The organism is Porphyrobacter sp. ULC335, from assembly GCF_025917005.1.
Lineage (GTDB): Bacteria > Pseudomonadota > Alphaproteobacteria > Sphingomonadales > Sphingomonadaceae > Erythrobacter.
Window position 1 is genome coordinate 1,030,406 of the sequence record NZ_CP078091.1, and the last position, 17,980, is coordinate 1,048,385.

Consider the following 17,980-nt stretch of genomic DNA (forward strand, 5'->3'; position numbering starts at 1 on the left):
AAGCGGCATCTTCCCAACCGTGCTCATTCACGCATCACCTCAAGGAACGCGCGAAACGCTGCCGTCGGCTGCCGTCTGCTGGGATAATACAGATAATTGGCAGGAAGCGGGGGCGCCAGGCCCGGCAACACCTCGACAAGTTCGCCCGACAGCAGAAACGGCTCGGCCTGCGAGCGTAGCAGGCAGCCTATTCCGAGACCTGCGAGCACCGCGTCGCGCATGAGATCGACATCATTGGTCGTAAATGCGCCCGCGACCGATCTTTCGACGCGCCTTCCTTCCTGCTCGAACTCCCAGCGGTGCACTGCACCAGAGGACGTGTGACGATAGACGACACAGCGATGGCTGTCGAGATCGTCCGGGCCATCAGGAGCGCCGTGCGATGCAATATAGGCCGACGAGGCAACGAATATGAGAGGCATGGGATCGCTGATCCGCAGTGCAATCATGTCCTGCTGGAGCTTGCCCTCGTGGCGTATCCCGCAGTCGAAGCGCTCCGCGACAATATCGACCATGCCGTCATTGACGACGAGCTCGACTTTGACACCGGGAGCGATGTCGGCGAGCCGCGAAAGACGCGGCATGACGACATAGACAGCGGCCGGACGGTGCGCATTGATCCGGATGCTGCCTGCAGGCTCGTTACGTCCGGCGTCCAAAGCATCCAGCGCCTGCGCAACCGAGTCCAGTGCCGGTAGCAGGCTGGCGAGCAGCGCCTCCCCCGCTGCGGTCGGAGAGACCGAGCGGGTTGTGCGATCGAGAAGTCTGATGCCGAGCCGCGTTTCCAGCGTCCGCATGGCATGGCTCAGGGCTGAAGGCGATACGCCGAGGCGCGCGGCTGCCTTTGCGAAGCTCCCGGCTTCAGCAATCCTGGAAAACACCGAGAGCCCGGCCCAGATGTCCTTGTCCACTCATGAATTCCGTTCAGCAACCCATGCCGCGATTGCTACCTGATATCACGCTGTTTCCATAACTAAATGGTTCCCTCGAACAGAAGGACCCGCCATGAACCTGCGCACGTACCGCCCGCTCGGCCAATCGGGATTGCTCGTCAGTCCGCTGTCGTTGGGGACAATGACCTTCGGCACACCACGCTGGGGCCTCGATGAGGCCGGAAGCCGCGCTGTCATGGAAAAATATGTCGAGCTCGGCGGCAACTTTATCGACACCGCCGACGTCTATGCCGGGGGGCAGTCGGAGGAGATCATCGGGACCTTTGTCGCTGAACGAGGTTTGCGGGACGAGATCATACTGGCAACCAAATCAGGGTTCTCGAACGGTCGCGGCCTGCTTGCAGGCGGAAATGGAGCAAAACACGTCAATGCCGCGATCGATGCTTCACTGAAGCGCCTGCGAACCGACTTCATCGACCTGTACTGGATCCATGTCTGGGACGGTATCACACCGGCCGAGGAACTGCTGCAGACGATGGCGGGCCTCATCAGCGCCGGCAAGGTGCGGTACTGGGGTATCTCGAACACACCGGCATGGTACGTCGCCCGGATAGCGACCCTCGCATCGGTTCGGGGTCTGCCTGCGCCGGTCGGCCTGCAGTATTTCTATTCTCTTGCAGACCGCACCGTGGAGAGCGAACACCTTCCCCTCGCAAAGGCATTCGGCATGGGGCTCATGCCATGGAGCCCGCTTGCCTATGGCCTCCTGACCGGCAAATATGATCGTGCGGCCGTCGAGGCGGCCGGTTCGCGCCAGAGCGGCGTCCCCAATGCCGGTTCCAGTGACGGGGAGGAGCGTCTCGCCAGCAACAGGCGGCTTGATGGTGACAATCCGTTCGGCGACATGCTTTTCACCAACCGCAACTGGCGCATCGCGGACGAGGTGAAGCGCATCGCTGCCGAGGCGGGAGAGACACCGGCTCGCGTGGCCCTCGCCTGGGTCATCGGGCGACCGGGTGTCACTTCGACCCTGATGGGCGTAAGCCGGCCCGCGCAGGTAACTGCAAATGCGGATGCGCTTGGTCTTGCTCTGTCTGCGGAGCACCTCGCTGCCCTCGACAAGGTGAGCGCTGGCAGCGAGAGCATGCTGTACAGCCTGTCGCGCCCACCTGCCCGAAACCACGTCGTTTTCGGAGGCGCTGATATCAGATGCCCTGAGTGAAGGGCCTGAGGCAATCACAAGGCCGTCGCCGTCGCAGCTGATATGACTGATATCAGCGTTGCGGACCTGGCGGCGGCAAACCTGCACCAAGGCTGCTCGGTGAAGGGCCATGGAACCAGCAGCGCGGCAGCGCCTGCGCTCACCTGGAGCAGGAAAAGCGGAGGGCCGTTCATGTACGGTGCCAGCGCCATAGCGACGAGTGCAAATGTGGCAAAGATGATCCGCCTCGGCAGATATCTCCTCGTCAGGAGCCGCTCAGGAATACAGTCACGATCCGGGGAAATGACATGCAGATTCTTTATTTCAGCCCGGTGCAGCAAACAGCGTCCTTGCTCGGATCCTGTGCCGCGCTGGTTTTGTGCGTGGGCGCCTGCGCGCCCGGTCCGGCCGACACGTCCGATGCAGGATCGGCTACTGGCAGCAGTTCTGCGCCGGCCGCAACAGCCGCGGCCAACACTTCAGCGGCTGCGCTGTCAGAGAGGAATGTTCTGGGCCTGGAGGGGCTTGGAATGCTCAGACTCGGAGAACCAGTGCCGCCGACAAGCAGTTGGATCGAACGCGGCGCACAGGTTCCCGGATCCTGCACCACGATCACATCGCCGGAGTTTCCGGGCGTTTACGCCATCGTTGAGGCGCGAAAGGTCCAGCGCGTTACTGTTGGCGGGCAATCCGAAGTCAAGCTTCGCGAAGGTATCGGAGTGGGAACCCCCGAAGCAGAAGTGCGTGCAGCCTTTCCGAACTTCCGCGAGGAGCCGCATAAATATGTCGAGAGCCCCGCCAAATATCTTACGTCCCCCGATGCGGTACCTGGCCGGGTTGCGCTACGCTTCGAGATCGACCGCGACGGCAAGGTCGGCTTCATCCATGTCGGCCTGATGCCGGTGCTTGCGTATGTTGAAGGGTGCGCATGACGGCTCTTCACAGTCTGGCGCGAACCTGTAGCTGGCCGTGGCGACTAGCCGTTACAATTGCCGCGATGTCGAACGCGTCAATTGCCGGCTGCCGCAGCAGCGATGTGTGAATGCGATGTCGGGCGACAAGGAAGGACCATTTGCGTCCGCGGAGGCCAAAATCCGGCAAGCGGGCCCTATCCGGCCGCAGTCTTTCGCAATGCCTTGCCCAGCGAAGCCAGCTCGGCGTTGAGTGCGCCCAGCGCGGCGCGGTCCATGCCCGTTGCCTTCAGAACCTCGGACGGAACGCAGCCGAGGGCTGTTTCTGCCAGACTGCGACCAGCCTGTGTCAGGCCTAACCGCACGACCCGTTCGTCCTTCGTGTCACGCGTGCGGGTTACCAGCCCGGCTGCTTCCAGCCGTTTGATCAGCGGTGTGAGCGTGTTCGATTCCAGGTGCAGCTTCTCGCCAAGCTCGCTGACCGTCTGCCCCTCCTTGCCGCTCAGTGCCACCAGAGTGAGATATTGCGGATAGGTGATGCCATAGGGATCGAGCAGTGGCTTGTAGACGCGGTTGAATGCCAGTCCCGCCGCATAGACGGAAAAGCACAGAAACTGGTCGAGCGGATCGCGATCGGGGGCGGATGAGGGGGAAGCGCGCATTCGCGCAATATAAATCGCACACGATTTAATCGCAAGTGTTGACATGGCGGATCACCGGCATATTTAGATCGTACACGATTTAATCGTGATCGATCTTAAAAGGAGCTCTGCCATGACCAAGACGATCCTGCTGACTGCCATGTCCTCCAGCGCCCTGCTGGCCCTGTCACCTGTCCCTGCCATTGCCGAAACGCTCGAGCCGGCCGCCGCGGGCTTTGCTGAAGCCGCTGCCGCTGGCCAGCCGATATATGAATTGTCCTATGCCGATGCCCGGGCATTGCTCGCGGGCGTGCAGGCCGACAAGGTGGCAGCTTCGGCCCCCACCACTACGCAGAACCTCGTCTGGAACATCGGCCCGACCGGCGCGGTGCGGATCCGCATTGTCCGGCCCGCCGATCTGCAGGGCGAGCTTCCCGCGGTGCTCTATTATCACGGCGGCGGCTGGGTAATGGGCGACCGCAACACCCATGATCACCTGATCCGCGAATTGGCGGTGCAGGCCCGCGTTGCAGTGGTCTTCGTCGAATACGACAACGCCCCCGAAGTCCGTTACCCGGTCAACAACGAACAAGCCTTTGCCGCGTTGGAATATGTTGCAGCGAATGGGACAGCGCTCGGCATTGATCCCATGCGGCTGGCCGTCGCGGGTGACAGCGCCGGTGGCAACATGGCCATCGCCGTCACGATGATGGCCAAGGATCGCGCCGGCCCCGCGATCCGCCACCAACTGCTGTTCTACCCGGTGACCGACGACGTCTCGGACAACGCCTCCTACAAGGCTTTCGGCGACGGCCCGTTCCTGACCCGCAAGGCGATGGACTATTTCCTCGAAGCCAACTTCCCGGAAGAACGTCGCGATGATGTACTGGCCTTCCCTCTGCGTGCCTCGAAGCAGCAGCTTGCGGGCTTGCCTGCGGCAACCATCATTGTCGCCGAAAACGATCTGCTGCGCGACGAGGGAGAGGCCTATGGCCGCCGCCTGATCGAAGCCGGGGTGCCGGTGGCCACCACCCGCTTCAATGGCACGATGCATGATTTCGTTATGCTCAACCCGCTCGCCGCGAGCGAACCGGCCCGGGCGGCCATCGCCCAGGGTGCAGCGCGTCTCCGGAATGCCTTCGGCAAGTGATATCCCCGACCCACCACGCACAAAGGACCAATAACATGACCAAGATCATCTACACCACCCGCGCCACGGCCACCGGCGGCCGCGACGGCCGCGCCCGCACCGATGACGGGGCCTTTGAGGTGGCGCTGGCCACACCCAGGGAAATGGGCGGTAACGGCAAGGGCAACAATCCCGAGCAGCTGTTCGCCGCAGGCTACGCTGCCTGCTTCCTTAGCGCGATGAAGCTCGTCGGCACGCAGGGCACCCACGCCCGCGTTCCCGCCGATGCCAGTGTCAGCGCCACGGTCGGGATCGGTCCGCGCGCCGACAAGGGCTTTGGCCTCGCGGTCACGCTCGACATTGTGCTGCCGGGGCTGGATCCGGCTGAGGCACAAGCTCTTGTGGCCGAAGCCGACACCGTCTGTCCCTATTCCCACGCGGTGCGTGGAAACATCGAGGTCACCATCGACGTGTCGACCGGGGACTGATCCCTCGTCCGCCCCGGCCCGGTCAGCCATAGGGCTGGCCGGTCCGTTGCGGGCTCAGTGGATCCTCGTCGCTGACTTGGGCCACGAGGCGGACAAGTGCGTCGTCGGACCATGTCTCGAGGTCCAGCAGCGCCTGGTAGGGGTTCCCGGAAAGTTTGAGGACAGCAGCAAACGCGGGCTCTGTCTTCAGCCCCGCGCGCCGCTGGTCCATAACCAGAGTGCGAAGCCTGGTTCCGCCCATTGAAAGCAGTCGCTGCTCGACACGAAAGTGGCGCCAGCCCATCTGTTCTTGCACCGGCTGCGGCGATCCGAACAGTTCGAATGTCCAGCCCTCGGCCCTGAATGTGGCGACGACCGGGCGGTCGCCAGACACCCATTGCCATACCGCGAAGCCCGGCCGACTGCTGAAGGCAGTCCAAATGGCGAGGGTGAACTGCATCGGGTCCGACGCATGGCAGAGCACGTCGATGTCGCTGTCTGCGAGGTCGAGTCCCAGCGGCGGCGTGCCTGCAATGTGGGGGTCGAACTGCGCCAGCGCCGACAGTGCGCCAATCCTGCGCAGCGCGTCCGGATAATACGGCCTGCTCATTGTCACGTGATAGCGTCCTGGAATCCGCTCGAACATGCCGCAGTGTGCGCGTCAGGATGGTTCCCGCACTGTGAGCGGCCTTGGTGAAGCCGGCGTGTCAAGGCTCAGGCCGGAGATGCACGACGCCCCTGAAGGTCGAGACGGATCAGGCGTCGGCACGAAGGGCAGAGGCGAGCATGTGGGCAAGGCGCGCAATGTGATGCTTGTCGGCTTGCCCGCCCACCACCGCCAGGCGCCAGTAGAGCGGAGCTGCGACGAAATCGGCTGCTGTTTCGCGGTCCACCGAGGGTGACAACTCGCCTCTGGCAATGGCGCGATCGAGCAATCCATTGATCCGTTCGCGCCGCGCGCGCTGGAAAGGCCGTATCGCCGATTCCAGCGACGGAGTGCGCCCGATCTCCGCATGGAGGTCTGTAATGATCCGCCGGATCAGTGGGTGTCGGAGCACCCGGCGAAGCGCGTAGAGCAAGGCCTTCAGATCGGCTTCGAGAGATCCCTGGTCGCCAACATCGGTGAGCGTCAGCCCGGCACGCGACAGAAGATCGCCGGCCATCGCAGGCTTTTCGGGCCACCGCCGATAGAGCGCGGCCTTGCCGACCCCGGCGGAGCGGGCGACACGCTCTAGGCTCAAAGCTGAGTATCCGGCGCGGGCCCACTCCTGGAAGAAGGCGCGGGTCAGCGCCTCGGTGACATCAGCACGCATGATGGCCGCTCCGCTCAGAGCGCGGCTTCCGGAGCCGATGTGGTCGGAACGGTTGCGTTCCATCGAAAATCCCCTAACTATGGACGGAACGCAATCGTTCCGACGAATCGGAGGTAAATCATGAGCGATAATATTCAAGGTTTCTCGGCCATGCTTCGCAGGGCACTCGGTAGCAGGATCGCCGCTGATGCCGGTTCCTTCACCGAGATGATGGCCGAACACGCGGTGATGGAGTTTCCCTATGCGCTGCCGGGCCTGCCAAGCCGCCTCGATGGCAGGGACGCCGTCGCCCGCCATCTGGAAAAGGCAGCAGGCCTCATCGCCTTTGACCGGATGGGCGAGCCGACCGTTCATCCCTCGACCGATCCCGATGTTACGATCATCGAGTTCGAAGGCTTCGGGCAGGGCGTGGAGACTGGCGAGCCGTATGATCAATGCTATATCTCGGTGATCCGCACCGAGGGCGGCCGCATCGTCCATTACCGCGATTACTGGAACCCGATCGCTGTGCTGCGCGCGACGAAGGGCGCAGCGCTTGTCGATGCGCTGACGGGCGGGGATGCGAGCCATGGATGAGCAGATCCTCGTGACCGGCGGCGCCGGCAAGACGGGTCAGCTCGTCGCCGGACAGCTGGCACGTCGCGGGATCGCGGCGCGGATCGCAACGCGGCGCCCCTGCGCGACCGGCCAGGTTCGCTTCGAATGGAATGATCCGGCGACCCACGCCGCAGCGCTCGAGAGCGTTACCGGCGTATACCTCGTCGCTCCGACCGATCAGACAGAGCATCTGGCGGTCATGCGCCCGTTTCTGGAACGGGCGCGGACGCAGGTCCCCGGACGCCTGGTCCTTCTGAGCGCCTCCTCGCTTGAGGCGGGCGGCCCGATGATGGGCGAGGTTCATGCCTGGCTCTCTGCCCATGCGGCATTGTGGACGGTCCTGCGCCCAACCTGGTTCATGCAGAACTTCACGACCCAGCATCGGCAGGCAATCCTCGAGGAAGGGTGCCTCTATTCCGCGACGGGGGATGGACGCGTGCCGTTCATCGATGCTGCCGACATTGCTGCTGTTGCAGCAGAGGCGCTGACCGATTCCGCGCTTCCGTCGGGCGAGCATGTGCTGACCGGTCCTGAGGCTCTGACCTACGACGAGGTGGCATATGCAGTCAGCGCGCGGATCGGTCGCGCTGTCCGTCACTGCCGCCTTTCTGCAAACGAGCTGGCTGCCCGGTACGCCGGTTTCGGCATCCCCCGATCCTATGCTCTCACGCTCGCCGGCATGGACGAGGCTATCGCCCAAGGGTCCGAGGACCGGATCACAATGGAAGTGGAGCGGATCACGGGGCGACCAGCGAACACACTTGCAGGCTTTCTCGAAAGCCAGCGCGACTTGCTGCCCGTGCGATCCTAGGGGCAGAGCCGGGCAAGGAGAACGTTCCGGCCGAGCTTTCTTGCAGTTTGGCAGACTGCGCCGTCCGGGCGGCAGCAATCTCATCCCGCGTCCAAACGCCGGGCTTCAGCGCCGGACGAAATTGGCGATGATCGTGACGATCTCCTCGGCGACTGGAAGGTCCGGATTGCCATAGGTGGCGAAATTGCCAGCCATACTGTCGCCCGGAACCTCCTTCAGGACGTGATTGGCGTCCGGGACTATCTCGAGCACGGCGGATGGGTTGGCAACTTTCAGTCTGTTGGCATCCTCCACCGATACCTGCAGGTCCTTGCCCCCTTGGACAATGAGGATGGGAAGGTCGGCGTGTGCCGCCAACTGGGCCGGATCAAGCGCAAAGACACTGATCAGATAATCCTGCAGCGCCGGACTGAACAACGGCAGCAGTGGCTCCGGTAGTGTCGAAACCTCAACCTTTCGGCCCGAGATGAGCTGATCGATCGCCGCGTCGGCCGACGCGACCAGGGGCGCATTTGCCGGATTAGCGCGGAGCTGCTGCTTGATGACCTCGCCCATCGGTCTGCCCGGGGCTGCGACAAGCACCAGCCCGCATACGTCCCCGATCTCCTGCGCCGCAGCAAGCGACACCAGACCGCCCTCGCTGTGGCCAATAAGCCAGAGACAGGACGCGCCCGTCTGCTCCCGAATGGCGCGTACCCATACGGCGATATCAGACACATAATCGGAGATGGTCACGGCGTTGGCATCCGGAACCGCTGAAGAACTGCCGAACATGCCGCGCTTGTCGATGCGCACCGTAGTAACTCCCTGTGCGGCCAATCCTTCTGCCAGAAGGCGGTAGCTGGCTGCTTTCACGCCCATCGGATTGTTGCCGTCCCTGTCGGTCGGACCGGAGCCTGGTATAATCAGGGCGACTGGCCCCTCGCCGTCCGCGCTGCGCAGCATCGTCCCTGCCAGAGCGCCTTGCGGCCCTGGCGCCTCGACCGGAACGGCAACAGAGGCAGGCGCTGAACCGTTGGGATGAGCAAGCGCCGTCGCGCATGTCAGGATGATGGCAGATTTGATCATGGCATTCCCCTTGGCCCCGGCTCGCGGTCTGAAGCCACGGCTAGCAGCTCCGGGAAATCGGGACCAACAGAGCACGACAAGCTGCCTTGCGCGCACGACCAGAGAGAGCGGCAGGCCACGACCCTAATCCGGAGTCTTTGCCGATGGCGGGTCGGCGCAAATCCGGCACGCCTCGGATTTGGCGGCGATGCGCATGGCCGTCCGCAGCCCATATCCCGATATCGCAACAACCGGAGAAAATGCTGTGCAATGGGAATACAAACTCGTCACCGAAACCATGAATGCCGATCAATTGAACGAACTCGGTGCGGACGGCTGGGAACTGGTCATGGTCGCCTCGCCGGCCCATTTCGTGTTTCACTATTTCTTCAAGCGCGAATTGCGCGGCTGATGTGATCCCGCCCCGCATCGTCGCGCCATCATATCCCGAGAGCTGACGGCTGCGAACATCCTGGCGCAACAGGTTTTTCCAGCTGCCGTCAGTGAGCTCGAGCGCCTGCTTGATCTGATTGCCGGGATCGCGGGCCATGCCCCAGACCCCTGGCAGCAGGGCGGACTTGCAAGCCCGCTGATTTCCGGGCTGTTCCGGTTCGGTCCCAACAGGTCGCGGCTCGTGTGGCGTCAGATCCGGGAGGAGAGCGTGCCCGCCTGCAGCGGCTCGAAGACAAGCTTCTCGGCGAGTTCAGGCAGCCATTGGACATACTCGACCACATGGCCATCAGCATGCTTCATATACATCATGCGCCCGGTGGCGACCTCTTCGATGTCGCGCAAGATGGAAGCGCCGTGCTCAAGAAGTTTCGACCTTGCAGCAACAATGTCCTCGACGATCCATGGACCAAGGCTGCCACGGATGGGCTCCAACGTTTCCTCGGTTCCGGCCACGACGAGCACGTCTCCGATCCCGACAAGCTTCCAGGGATCGAACCCGAACGCGAGATGCGGTTCGGTTCCATGGACCGCCTTGAGGGATGCGACGGTCGACTCAAGGTCTGTCGTCAGAATGCGGGTGTAAGTCTTGAGGATCATAAGATTCATTTCCTGACTGAAAAAGGTGGCGGGGCTCTGCGCGCAAAGCGTCGCGACCAAGGTCGCTGTGCGAGATGCTCACACGCTGGATCCCATCTCGCCGCCTTGCATTCTTTAGCGATCGATATAAAAGATCGCCTCAGGGCATCAAGGAAATTTTAGTGATCGATAAAAAACAAGGGGTCAGATCTGGCGGTCGCCCGGCCAGCTTCGAGCGCAGCGCCGCGGTGCGCACCGCGCTGGGCATGTTCCGGGAACGCGGCTACGAGGGCGTGTCGATCGCAGATCTGACGGCTGCGATCGGTGTTGCGCCTCCAAGCCTATACCATGCCTTCGGCAGCAAGGCTGGCCTGATGGAAGAAGCCATCGCGTTCTACGAAGACAGCGAGGCAGGGCTAGATCTCACGAAACTGTCGACGAGCAAAACGCCTCGAGACTGGGCGCGTGGGCTGCTTGAGGCAGGTGCGGAAAGTGTGACGAAGAGCGGCAAGGCGTGTCTGATTTCGAACGGGATGATCATGTGCCATCCTGACAATCAGGCTGTCGCGGGAACACTCGCGAAACGGCGGACCGCGTTCCGGCAGGCAATCAGCGAGCAGCTTCTTCGCTGGATGCCGGAGCCGGACGCCCATCGTCTTGCCCGCTATCTTGTGACGGTTCTCCAGGGTCTTTCGGTCCAGGCGCGAGACGGTGCAACGATGGATGACCTTCGCCCCGTCATCGAGTTGACGCTCTCGGCAGCGGGGCTGTGCGGCACACAGGATGGCAGCGCAATCGGGCGATAACAAGCTGCGAGGCGGTTCAGGCTACACGGGTCAATGCCGCACTCACATTGTCGATGAAAGTGCGCACCCGCGGGTCAACGAGGCGTCTGCTTGGATAGAGGCATAGGACGCGCACGGTTTGCGTCCCTAGTTCAGGGAAAAGCCGGACGAGGTGTCCGGTCGCAAACTCGTCATCGACGAGGAAAGACGGCAGCAGCGCAATTCCGAGGCCCGCAAGGGCAGCGAGGCGGATGGCCTCTGCGCTGTTCATTCGCAACCGTCCGTGGGCCAGCAACTTGTCGGCGTGTTCGCTCCCCGACAGGCCAAGCCATTCCTGCGTCCGGCTCCGGGATCGAAACAGAATGCAGTCGTGCGCGCTCAGGGCCTCCGCGTCCGCGGGATGGCCCCGGCGTTCGAGATAGGACGGGGCAGCACAGAACCACACGGGATATTCAGCGACGACCCGGGACACGATACCATCTGGCGCGCTCTCTCCTCCTATGCGGATGGCAAGATCGAAGCCTTCCTCTACGAGGTCGACGGGACGGTCGGAAAAATCGATGTCGATGCGGACCTCTGGCCAACGTTCAAGATAATCGTTCACCAACGGCATGATCACGCGTCGGCCGAAGGCATCGGGAACACTCAGACGTAGCAGCCCCCGCGGCCTGCCATCCGGCGCAGCGATGCTCGCTTCAGCCTCATCGACAGCTTCGAGAATATTCTTTCCGCTCTGGCGGAAACGCTCACCTTCTGATGTGAGGCTGACAGCGCGGGAGTTACGGTGCAGCAGCCTGACACCGAGCCGGGCCTCCAGACGGGCGACAGCCTTGCTGGCAGCCGACCCGGTAAGCCCCATTGCCTGGCCGCCCCGGGCAAAGCTTCCTGCATCAGCCACAGCCATGAAAATGACGATCTCGTTGAGGCTTCGTGCGGTCACAATCCGCGTGCCGCCCTGCTGCTATTGGTCATCACGTAGTGTCCTTAACGCTGCTGCGATCTTGCCGCTCCTGCTTTCGCCTGTCCACTGATGCGGGGCTCAAAAGCATGGGTCATCCGTGACGCACGGTCATGGTTGGGCGGACATCCGTTCACTGCCGGTCGGGCTATGGAGGGGCGTGACATCCAACGGGCCATGGTGCCCATTCAGGAGCAGATCCGACATGAACACACCGCTTGTCCGCCTCAATCCGCCGGCGCTCTGGGACTCAACCGGCAACCATCATTCGCAGGGGACGCTGGTCGACACAGGACCGCTGGCGATCTTTTCGGGCCAGATCGCCGCGCAAAAGGGCACGGATCACGTGCCGGCCTCGCTGAGAGAGCAGACCGACATCGTTTGCCAGAACCTCAAACACTGCCTCGACAGCATCGGGGCGTTGCCTTCCGACATCGTCAGCCTGCGGGCCCATATTGTCGACTGGACACCGGACAAGGCCGCAGAGGTATTTGAACCGCTGGTGGCCTTTCTCGGCGATACGATGCCGGCAATGACCGGGATCGGTGTAAGCGCCCTGTTCTCGCCCGAACTCAGGATCGAGATCGAAATGGTGGCCCGCGTTCCTGATCGGACCTGATCGGACCGGTCCTTGCCGGGCGATCCGTGAACTCCGCGCCAGGATCTCTCCCGCGCTACGCCGTGAACCTTGACACGGGAAAGATTCGTAACTATAAAAGTTACATGAAACGGGATAGCAGACTGTCGGGCGTGCTCCACGTCCTTCTTCACATGGCGCAAGCGGCGGGACCGATTACTTCGGAGGTTCTGGCCACCGCCATGCAGACCAATCCGGTCGTCATTCGCCGGATCATGGCGGGCTTGCGCGATGCCGGTTTTGTCCGGTCCGGGAAAGGTCACGGGGGCGGATGGACGATTGCAAAGGCACTGCACTCCATCAGCTTGCGCGACGTCTACATAGCGTTGGGCAGTCCAGGGCTCCTAGCCGTCGGTAACCGCAGCGACGAACCCGATTGCCTTGTCGAACAGGCAGTCAACGCCTCGCTGAACAACGCATTCAGCGACGCAGAAGCGCTGCTTCTCGAGCACTTCGGCAAGGTGACGCTCGCAGAACTCAGCGCCGACTTCCACGCACGCATGGTTGCAAGCGGCAAGTCCATTGATCTGGAGACTGTTCATGCGAAATGATGCTGTTGTCATCGGCGGCAGCTTCGCCGGCCTGTCTGCTGCATTGCAGCTCGCCCGCGCGCGCCGCTCGGTATGCGTCATCGACGCAGGGGCCCCGCGCAATCGCTTTGCCGATGCCTCGCACGGCATCCTGGGTCATGATGGAAAGAGCCCGCAGACCATGGTCGCCGAGGCGCGCGCCCAGCTCCAGCGATACCCCACAGTCCAGATGCTCGAAGGCGTCGCGACCAGCGCGGAGGCGATGGCTGACGGCTTCGAAGTGGGCCTTGCTGACGGCATCAGCCTTCATGCGGCGAGGCTGGTTCTCGCTTTCGGGATATCCGACGTTCTGCCGGAGATCCCCGGCCTCGCCGGGCGCTGGGGCAAGAGCGTGCTGCATTGTCCCTACTGCCACGGTTTCGAGTATGGGGGACGGCGCCTCGGCGTGCTTCAGACCATGCCGGTATCTGCGCATCAGGCCCTGCTGATTGCTGATTGGGGACCAACAACGCTTTTCCTAAATGGCGCTGATATGCCGGATGCCACAATGCAATTGCAGCTGGCGCGTCGCGGCGTAGCGATCGAGCCGAGACCGATTGCAGGGCTTTGTGGTGAAGATGCCGCCCTGTCGTCGCTGACACTCGCCGACGGTCACGAGGTGCCGATCGACGCGCTCTATCTCGCACCGCGTTCCCGCCTCAACAGCCCGATCGCGGCGCAACTCGGCTGCGTGCTTGATGATGGTCCATTCGGCGCAATTATTAGGACCGACGCCGCAAAGCTTACCAGCGTGCCAGGAGTATATGCAGCAGGCGATGCCGCGCGCGCGCCGCACAACGCCAGCTGGGCGGCTGCCGACGGGGTGACTGCAGGCATATCTCTCCACCAGTCGCTGGTGTTCGAACCCCTCCCGGCGTGATTGACGAAAGCATACCCATGAAGCTCTACGAACTCGAATGGGGGCTCTACCCCCGCCGTGTCGGCATCTACCTCGCCGAAAAAGGGATCACTGGCATCGAGCGGATTGCCTTTGATGCGCTCGCGGCCTGGCCGCCGCCTGAGCTTGCAGGACTTGGTCCGCTCGGCACGGTTCCCATCCTCGAGACACAGGAGGGAACACTGATCCGTTCCTCGATTGCGATCCTTGATTATCTGGAGGAGCGTTTTCCGTCACCCGACATGGCAGGAGCAACGCCGGAGGAGCGGGCACGCATCCGCGAGATGCTGAGCGTGATCGATGAGGCTGCGATGCAGTTCGGGATCTGGTGCCACAAGGCCAGCCCCCTGTTCGCGAAAGGTGAACGTCAGAGCCGCGAAGCGGCGACCTTTGCGGCTGATGCCTATTATGGGCGACTGCGCATGCTCGACCTGCTCGCACAGGAAAATGAGGGTCCATTCCTGTCGGGAGCGCAGCCCACCATCGCTGACTGCGTCACCATGGCGACGTTGCAATTCGCCAAACATGTCTATGGCGTGCCACTACCAGAAGGCTGCGATGCACTGGCTGAATGGTATGCATTCTTCGCCGAGCGGCCAAGCGCGGCGCTGCCGACCTATCCGGAGCCGGTGGTAAAGCTGGCCCATGGCTTGCCAGCGCTATGTCCACCGACCTGTCCCTGACAAAAAGGGGGAGGGCCGCCGCGGACAGCAGGATTGCCGGCAGGCGATCTATCGGAGGAGGGAATGGCGGACGAAGCGCACCACCTCGTCCAGCAGTTCAGCGTCTTCCGGCGTGCCGCCGAAGCCGCCATGGGGCATAGCCTCAAACACATGCAATTCAGCCACTATCCCCAAGCGCCGCAAGGATCTGTGCAACCGCACGGCGTTCGACAGGAACAGGTCGCGGGTTCCGCTCTGAATTAACGTCGCCGGAAAGCCCTCGAAGAATTCGCCGAAGAGCGGAGAGAGGTAGGGATGGGTCAGGTCCGCGCCATTCGCATAGAGCAGGTTTGCAGGCATCAAGGGGTTTGGCAGAACGACGTCCACGGTTCTGTTGACGTGAAAGCTGTCGCCGGTTTCTGTCAGATCGACCTCCGGCGAGAGCAATACGAGCGCGGCAGGCATCTCCATGCCTTCATCATGCGCACGCAGCACAGTGGCCAGCGCCAGGTTTCCACCCGCAGACCGGCCGCCAAGCACGACCCTGCCCGCGCCGTACGTCGCAACCGCGTGTCTATAGACCGCAAGACAATCATCGAGCGCCGCCGGGAAGGGGTAATCAGGCGGTGTGCGATAGTCGATCCCGTAGCAGCACATTCCTTGCGCGGCCGCCTGACTGCGCGCGCCCTCGCGGCAGGCTTCACCGCTGCCGAACACAAAGGCACCGCCGTGCAGATCAAGGTAGACGCAGTCCTCAAACACAAGCTGGGACGGCGTCGCGATATGCACCGTCGCAGACCCGATCCGGCTTGTCTCAAGCTCGACAGATCCTGACTGGCCGCGATCCTTCATCGCAGCAGCATAGTGCGTATCGGCAGCATGCTTCATGCGGCGCCACGCTTCGGGATCATCTTCGCCCGGCATAGCGTACAGCGCGTTGAGCGGGGTGCCATCCGGTCCGACAGCAGCATGCAGCCGCGCTTGCGCTTCGGGACTGATGGAGGCGGGCACGGGAATAATACGGTCCGCGACCTTCACACCCGTCTGTTCGGCAGTGGCTTCAGTTTCTGACATCCAATACTCCAGTTCTTGCCGGACAGCTCGCTCCCCGGTCACCTGACACCAGCGATCATCTCGTGCGTCACCGATTCTGGGAGCCAGCCAGTCAAGAGTGTTCGCCTGACATCGCTGGCGTCCGTGCAGGTCCCGACCTGCGTGTCGTCCACCAGATAGCTGCGGTAATGATCGCGAGCGCTGCGCTTGGCACCAGGTTTGCGGGTGTACCGGCGATCTCGCCGCGGCTGCCAAGATCACCTCCCAGGTCGAGGTGGAGCGTGGTCGCAAGGACAAGCGCACTGACATTGTAGACGCCGTGCAGCACGACGGCGACCTCAAGGCCTCCCGTCCTCCAGGTGATGATCGCCATCGCGGCGAAGAGCACGAGATAGGAGCCAAGGATGTAAGGGTCGAGGCTGCCGTGGAAGAGCGAGAAAAGGACAGTCGTAAGCGTGATCCCGAGGACTGCGCCGGAAAGGGATCCGCGCGTCCAGCTACCGACTACGCGGAACATCAGGCCGCGCAGTCCATATTCCTCACCAGCGGCCGCTAGCGGGGTGAGCGTCATGCCGATGATGAAAAATGCTGTGAGGTCGCTGGTGCTCCATGGGATCCTGTCATCCGGCGCGAAAAAGCCGGCGGACATGACGATAAGGACCAAAGGGCCGAACACGAGCAATGCGCGGCCGAACACGCCGAACCGAAAGCTGCCAGTGACCGAATGCAAAGAGCGCGCGGGCACTCCGTAGAGCCAGCGCTGGAGCAGCATGCTGTACGGAATGAGAAGAGCCAGAGAGAACGCCCCGGCTGCGTATTGGAGTGGCGTAAAGCCTGTCCGCCCCGGCAGCAGCTGACTGTCGATCGCCGCAGCGGCGGCGAGGCACGCCTGCGCGAGGATAATCAGGCCTGCAAAGAGAAAGACTATCGCGGTAACTCCGCGGAGGATGCGGCGCTTTTCGCCTGCGTAGACCCGGTGGTATTCAACGCCCGCAGGCACCCGGGTTGTTTCGGCAATCTTGTCGGTTCGCAGAAACCAGCTCTCACTCTTTTCAGGCATTTTCCCGTTCTCTTTCATCTGGCCTTTCGTGGGAAATGCAGCCCGAAAGTTGCGTGAACATGGCGTCCCGGGCAAGGTACGACTGTTGGCTGAGCAGGGTCGTGATGGCTTGCGGCTTTCGTCGGATTGAGGCGCTGGCCAGCCGGGAGCAGGGAAAAGGAGATGCGCATGAGCATCCCGTCAGGCAGGCGCCTGTTGCTCAAATTAGAGCCAATTCACCGTCCCTCAGCGTCAGCACCTCGACCCCGCCTGCGGTCACTGCGACGGTGTGCTCGAACTGCGCGGACAGGCGTCCGTCGCGAGTTCTGACAGTCCAGCCATCGCTGTCGGTGACCACCTGCCGCCGCCCGGCATTGATCATCGGTTCTATGGTAAACACCATGCCCTCGCGCAGCCTGAGCCCGCTGCCCGGTCGGCCGAAATGGAGCACCTGCGGCTCCTCGTGCATCTCGCGGCCAATTCCGTGCCCGCAATACTCCCTGACAACCGAGTAGCCATTTTTCTTCGCATGCTTTTCGATGGCAAAGCCGATGTCCCCGAGACGGGCGCCAGGGCGCACCTGACGGATCCCCGCCCACATGGCCTCATTGGCTATGCGGACAAGCCGTCTCGCGGCGCCCGAAGCGTTTCCGACAATCCAGGTCTTGCTGGAATCGGCGATGAAACCATTCTTTTCCAGCGTGATATCGAGGTTGATGATGTCTCCGTCGCGAATGATGTCGTTCGCGTCGGGCACGCCATGACAGACGACATCGTTGAGCGAGCAATTGAGCACGAATGCAAAGCCATACTGGCCCTTGCTGGCCGGGCGGGAAGCAAGGTCGACAGTAATGTACCGCTCGACCAGATCATTGATTTCGAGTGTCGACATGCCCGTCAGATCGAGACGGTCCAGCATCGCGAAAACCGATGCAAGCAGGCGTCCTGATATTCGCATCAGCGCGAGCTCGTCAGGTGTCTTTACCATGTCAGGCTGCCGCGCGCTCGTCTGGTTCGGGCACCTGAACGCTCGCAAGCTCGCGGCTGATGATATCATTGAAAGAGAGTGCCGGATTGGCTTCAGCAAGCCTGCCGATTTTCATCCAGAATTCGGCCTGCGCGTTGATGGACCGGCACATCACAGCGCTTGCCCGGCGCACCTCTTCATGCAGCGCGTCGTCGATTTTCACTATTCCCAATTTGACCTCCACATTTATATGAAACGTATACGCTTCATATGCCATTTGGTCAATCGGGTCGGATGTCGCTGGCCTCACCTGTCTCTGCGCCGGAATCCCGTGCAAGCGCGGAGTAGGATTTGCAATGTGGCGATCGGGGCG

General features: G+C 62.4%; 23 protein-coding genes. 11 read left to right on the plus strand and 12 right to left on the minus strand.

The features are described 5' to 3' along the window. Window positions 1-23: 23 nt before the first annotated feature. On the minus strand, window positions 24-911 hold the full coding sequence (locus KVF90_RS05025) for a LysR family transcriptional regulator (protein WP_264393758.1): 888 nt from the start codon (window positions 909-911) through the stop codon (window positions 24-26). Between the two features lie 94 nt (window positions 912-1,005). Here KVF90_RS05025 and KVF90_RS05030 point away from each other — a divergent pair, with 94 nt between their 5' ends. Both KVF90_RS05030 and KVF90_RS05035 read left to right on the plus strand, forming a co-directional pair. Further along, window positions 1,006-2,115, plus strand: coding sequence for an aldo/keto reductase (locus tag KVF90_RS05030; RefSeq protein WP_264393759.1), 1,110 nt, complete (start codon window positions 1,006-1,008; stop codon window positions 2,113-2,115). 287 nt (window positions 2,116-2,402) lie between these two features. Beyond that, window positions 2,403-3,026, plus strand: a complete 624-nt coding sequence (locus KVF90_RS05035; RefSeq protein ID WP_264393760.1) for a hypothetical protein — start codon at window positions 2,403-2,405, stop codon at window positions 3,024-3,026. Between the two features lie 176 nt (window positions 3,027-3,202). Here the strand turns inward: KVF90_RS05035 and KVF90_RS05040 are convergent, their stop codons facing one another. Next, the gene (locus tag KVF90_RS05040) at window positions 3,203-3,667 is read right to left on the minus strand and encodes a MarR family winged helix-turn-helix transcriptional regulator (protein WP_264393761.1); all 465 of its coding nucleotides are present in this window, start codon (window positions 3,665-3,667) and stop codon (window positions 3,203-3,205) included. Between the two features lie 112 nt (window positions 3,668-3,779). Here KVF90_RS05040 and KVF90_RS05045 point away from each other — a divergent pair, with 112 nt between their 5' ends. Next, a complete protein-coding gene (locus KVF90_RS05045; RefSeq protein WP_264393762.1) occupies window positions 3,780-4,796 on the plus strand; it encodes an alpha/beta hydrolase in 1,017 nt (338 codons plus the stop codon). Between the two features lie 35 nt (window positions 4,797-4,831). Then, entirely contained in the window at window positions 4,832-5,263 is a 432-nt protein-coding gene (locus tag KVF90_RS05050; protein ID WP_264393763.1) for an organic hydroperoxide resistance protein, read from the plus strand. Window positions 5,264-5,285: 22 nt separating this feature from the next. On the opposite strand, the gene KVF90_RS05055 is transcribed toward KVF90_RS05050, so the two are convergent. Both KVF90_RS05055 and KVF90_RS05060 read right to left on the minus strand, forming a co-directional pair. Then, complete coding sequence (locus KVF90_RS05055; protein ID WP_264393764.1) at window positions 5,286-5,888, minus strand: DUF4269 domain-containing protein; 603 nt, start codon at window positions 5,886-5,888, stop codon at window positions 5,286-5,288. A 109-nt stretch (window positions 5,889-5,997) separates the two neighbouring features. Next, the gene (locus tag KVF90_RS05060) at window positions 5,998-6,618 is read right to left on the minus strand and encodes a TetR/AcrR family transcriptional regulator (RefSeq protein ID WP_264393765.1); all 621 of its coding nucleotides are present in this window, start codon (window positions 6,616-6,618) and stop codon (window positions 5,998-6,000) included. A gap of 57 nt (window positions 6,619-6,675) precedes the next feature. Between KVF90_RS05060 and KVF90_RS05065 the strand changes: the two genes are divergently transcribed. Both KVF90_RS05065 and KVF90_RS05070 read left to right on the plus strand, forming a co-directional pair. After that, window positions 6,676-7,131, plus strand: coding sequence for a nuclear transport factor 2 family protein (locus KVF90_RS05065; RefSeq protein WP_264393766.1), 456 nt, complete (start codon window positions 6,676-6,678; stop codon window positions 7,129-7,131). Beyond that, a complete protein-coding gene (locus tag KVF90_RS05070) occupies window positions 7,124-7,963 on the plus strand; it encodes an NmrA family NAD(P)-binding protein (protein ID WP_264393767.1) in 840 nt (279 codons plus the stop codon). Before KVF90_RS05065 ends, KVF90_RS05070 begins: the two co-directional genes overlap by 8 nt. Before the next feature lie 105 nt (window positions 7,964-8,068). On the opposite strand, the gene KVF90_RS05075 is transcribed toward KVF90_RS05070, so the two are convergent. The 3 genes from KVF90_RS05075 to KVF90_RS05085 form a co-directional block, all read right to left on the minus strand. Continuing rightward, window positions 8,069-9,031 (minus strand): alpha/beta hydrolase, encoded by a 963-nt coding sequence (locus tag KVF90_RS05075; protein ID WP_264393768.1) that lies wholly within the window; start codon window positions 9,029-9,031, stop codon window positions 8,069-8,071. Between the two features lie 40 nt (window positions 9,032-9,071). After that, a complete protein-coding gene (locus KVF90_RS05080; RefSeq protein WP_264393769.1) occupies window positions 9,072-9,560 on the minus strand; it encodes a hypothetical protein in 489 nt (162 codons plus the stop codon). Between the two features lie 92 nt (window positions 9,561-9,652). Next, window positions 9,653-10,060, minus strand: a complete 408-nt coding sequence (locus tag KVF90_RS05085; RefSeq protein WP_264393770.1) for a VOC family protein — start codon at window positions 10,058-10,060, stop codon at window positions 9,653-9,655. 161 nt (window positions 10,061-10,221) lie between these two features. On the opposite strand from KVF90_RS05085, the gene KVF90_RS05090 reads away from it, so the two are divergent. Then, window positions 10,222-10,845, plus strand: coding sequence for a TetR/AcrR family transcriptional regulator (locus KVF90_RS05090; protein WP_264393771.1), 624 nt, complete (start codon window positions 10,222-10,224; stop codon window positions 10,843-10,845). A gap of 16 nt (window positions 10,846-10,861) precedes the next feature. Here KVF90_RS05090 and KVF90_RS05095 read toward each other — a convergent pair whose 3' ends face one another. After that, entirely contained in the window at window positions 10,862-11,764 is a 903-nt protein-coding gene (locus tag KVF90_RS05095; protein ID WP_264393772.1) for a LysR family transcriptional regulator, read from the minus strand. 223 nt (window positions 11,765-11,987) lie between these two features. On the opposite strand from KVF90_RS05095, the gene KVF90_RS05100 reads away from it, so the two are divergent. From KVF90_RS05100 to KVF90_RS05115, 4 genes are all read left to right on the plus strand, one after another. Next, a complete protein-coding gene (locus tag KVF90_RS05100) occupies window positions 11,988-12,401 on the plus strand; it encodes a RidA family protein (protein WP_264393773.1) in 414 nt (137 codons plus the stop codon). A gap of 104 nt (window positions 12,402-12,505) precedes the next feature. Then, a complete protein-coding gene (locus KVF90_RS05105) occupies window positions 12,506-12,970 on the plus strand; it encodes an RrF2 family transcriptional regulator (RefSeq protein WP_264393774.1) in 465 nt (154 codons plus the stop codon). Next, window positions 12,960-13,868, plus strand: a complete 909-nt coding sequence (locus tag KVF90_RS05110; RefSeq protein WP_264393775.1) for an NAD(P)/FAD-dependent oxidoreductase — start codon at window positions 12,960-12,962, stop codon at window positions 13,866-13,868. Before KVF90_RS05105 ends, KVF90_RS05110 begins: the two co-directional genes overlap by 11 nt. 17 nt (window positions 13,869-13,885) lie before the next feature. Then, a complete protein-coding gene (locus tag KVF90_RS05115; protein ID WP_264393776.1) occupies window positions 13,886-14,569 on the plus strand; it encodes a glutathione S-transferase family protein in 684 nt (227 codons plus the stop codon). A gap of 48 nt (window positions 14,570-14,617) precedes the next feature. On the opposite strand, the gene KVF90_RS05120 is transcribed toward KVF90_RS05115, so the two are convergent. The 4 genes from KVF90_RS05120 to KVF90_RS05135 all read right to left on the minus strand — a co-directional run bounded on the left by KVF90_RS05120 (window position 14,618) and on the right by KVF90_RS05135 (window position 17,839). Next, a complete protein-coding gene (locus KVF90_RS05120; protein WP_264393777.1) occupies window positions 14,618-15,622 on the minus strand; it encodes an alpha/beta hydrolase in 1,005 nt (334 codons plus the stop codon). Window positions 15,623-15,713: 91 nt separating this feature from the next. Further along, the gene (locus KVF90_RS05125) at window positions 15,714-16,661 is read right to left on the minus strand and encodes a CPBP family intramembrane glutamic endopeptidase (RefSeq protein ID WP_264393778.1); all 948 of its coding nucleotides are present in this window, start codon (window positions 16,659-16,661) and stop codon (window positions 15,714-15,716) included. Between the two features lie 199 nt (window positions 16,662-16,860). Beyond that, window positions 16,861-17,628: a type I methionyl aminopeptidase gene (gene map / locus KVF90_RS05130; protein ID WP_264393779.1), complete on the minus strand. Its 768-nt coding sequence runs from the start codon at window positions 17,626-17,628 to the stop codon at window positions 16,861-16,863. Between the two features lies 1 nt (window position 17,629). Continuing rightward, window positions 17,630-17,839, minus strand: a complete 210-nt coding sequence (locus KVF90_RS05135) for a ParD-like family protein (RefSeq protein ID WP_264394680.1) — start codon at window positions 17,837-17,839, stop codon at window positions 17,630-17,632. Window positions 17,840-17,980: the final 141 nt, after the last annotated feature.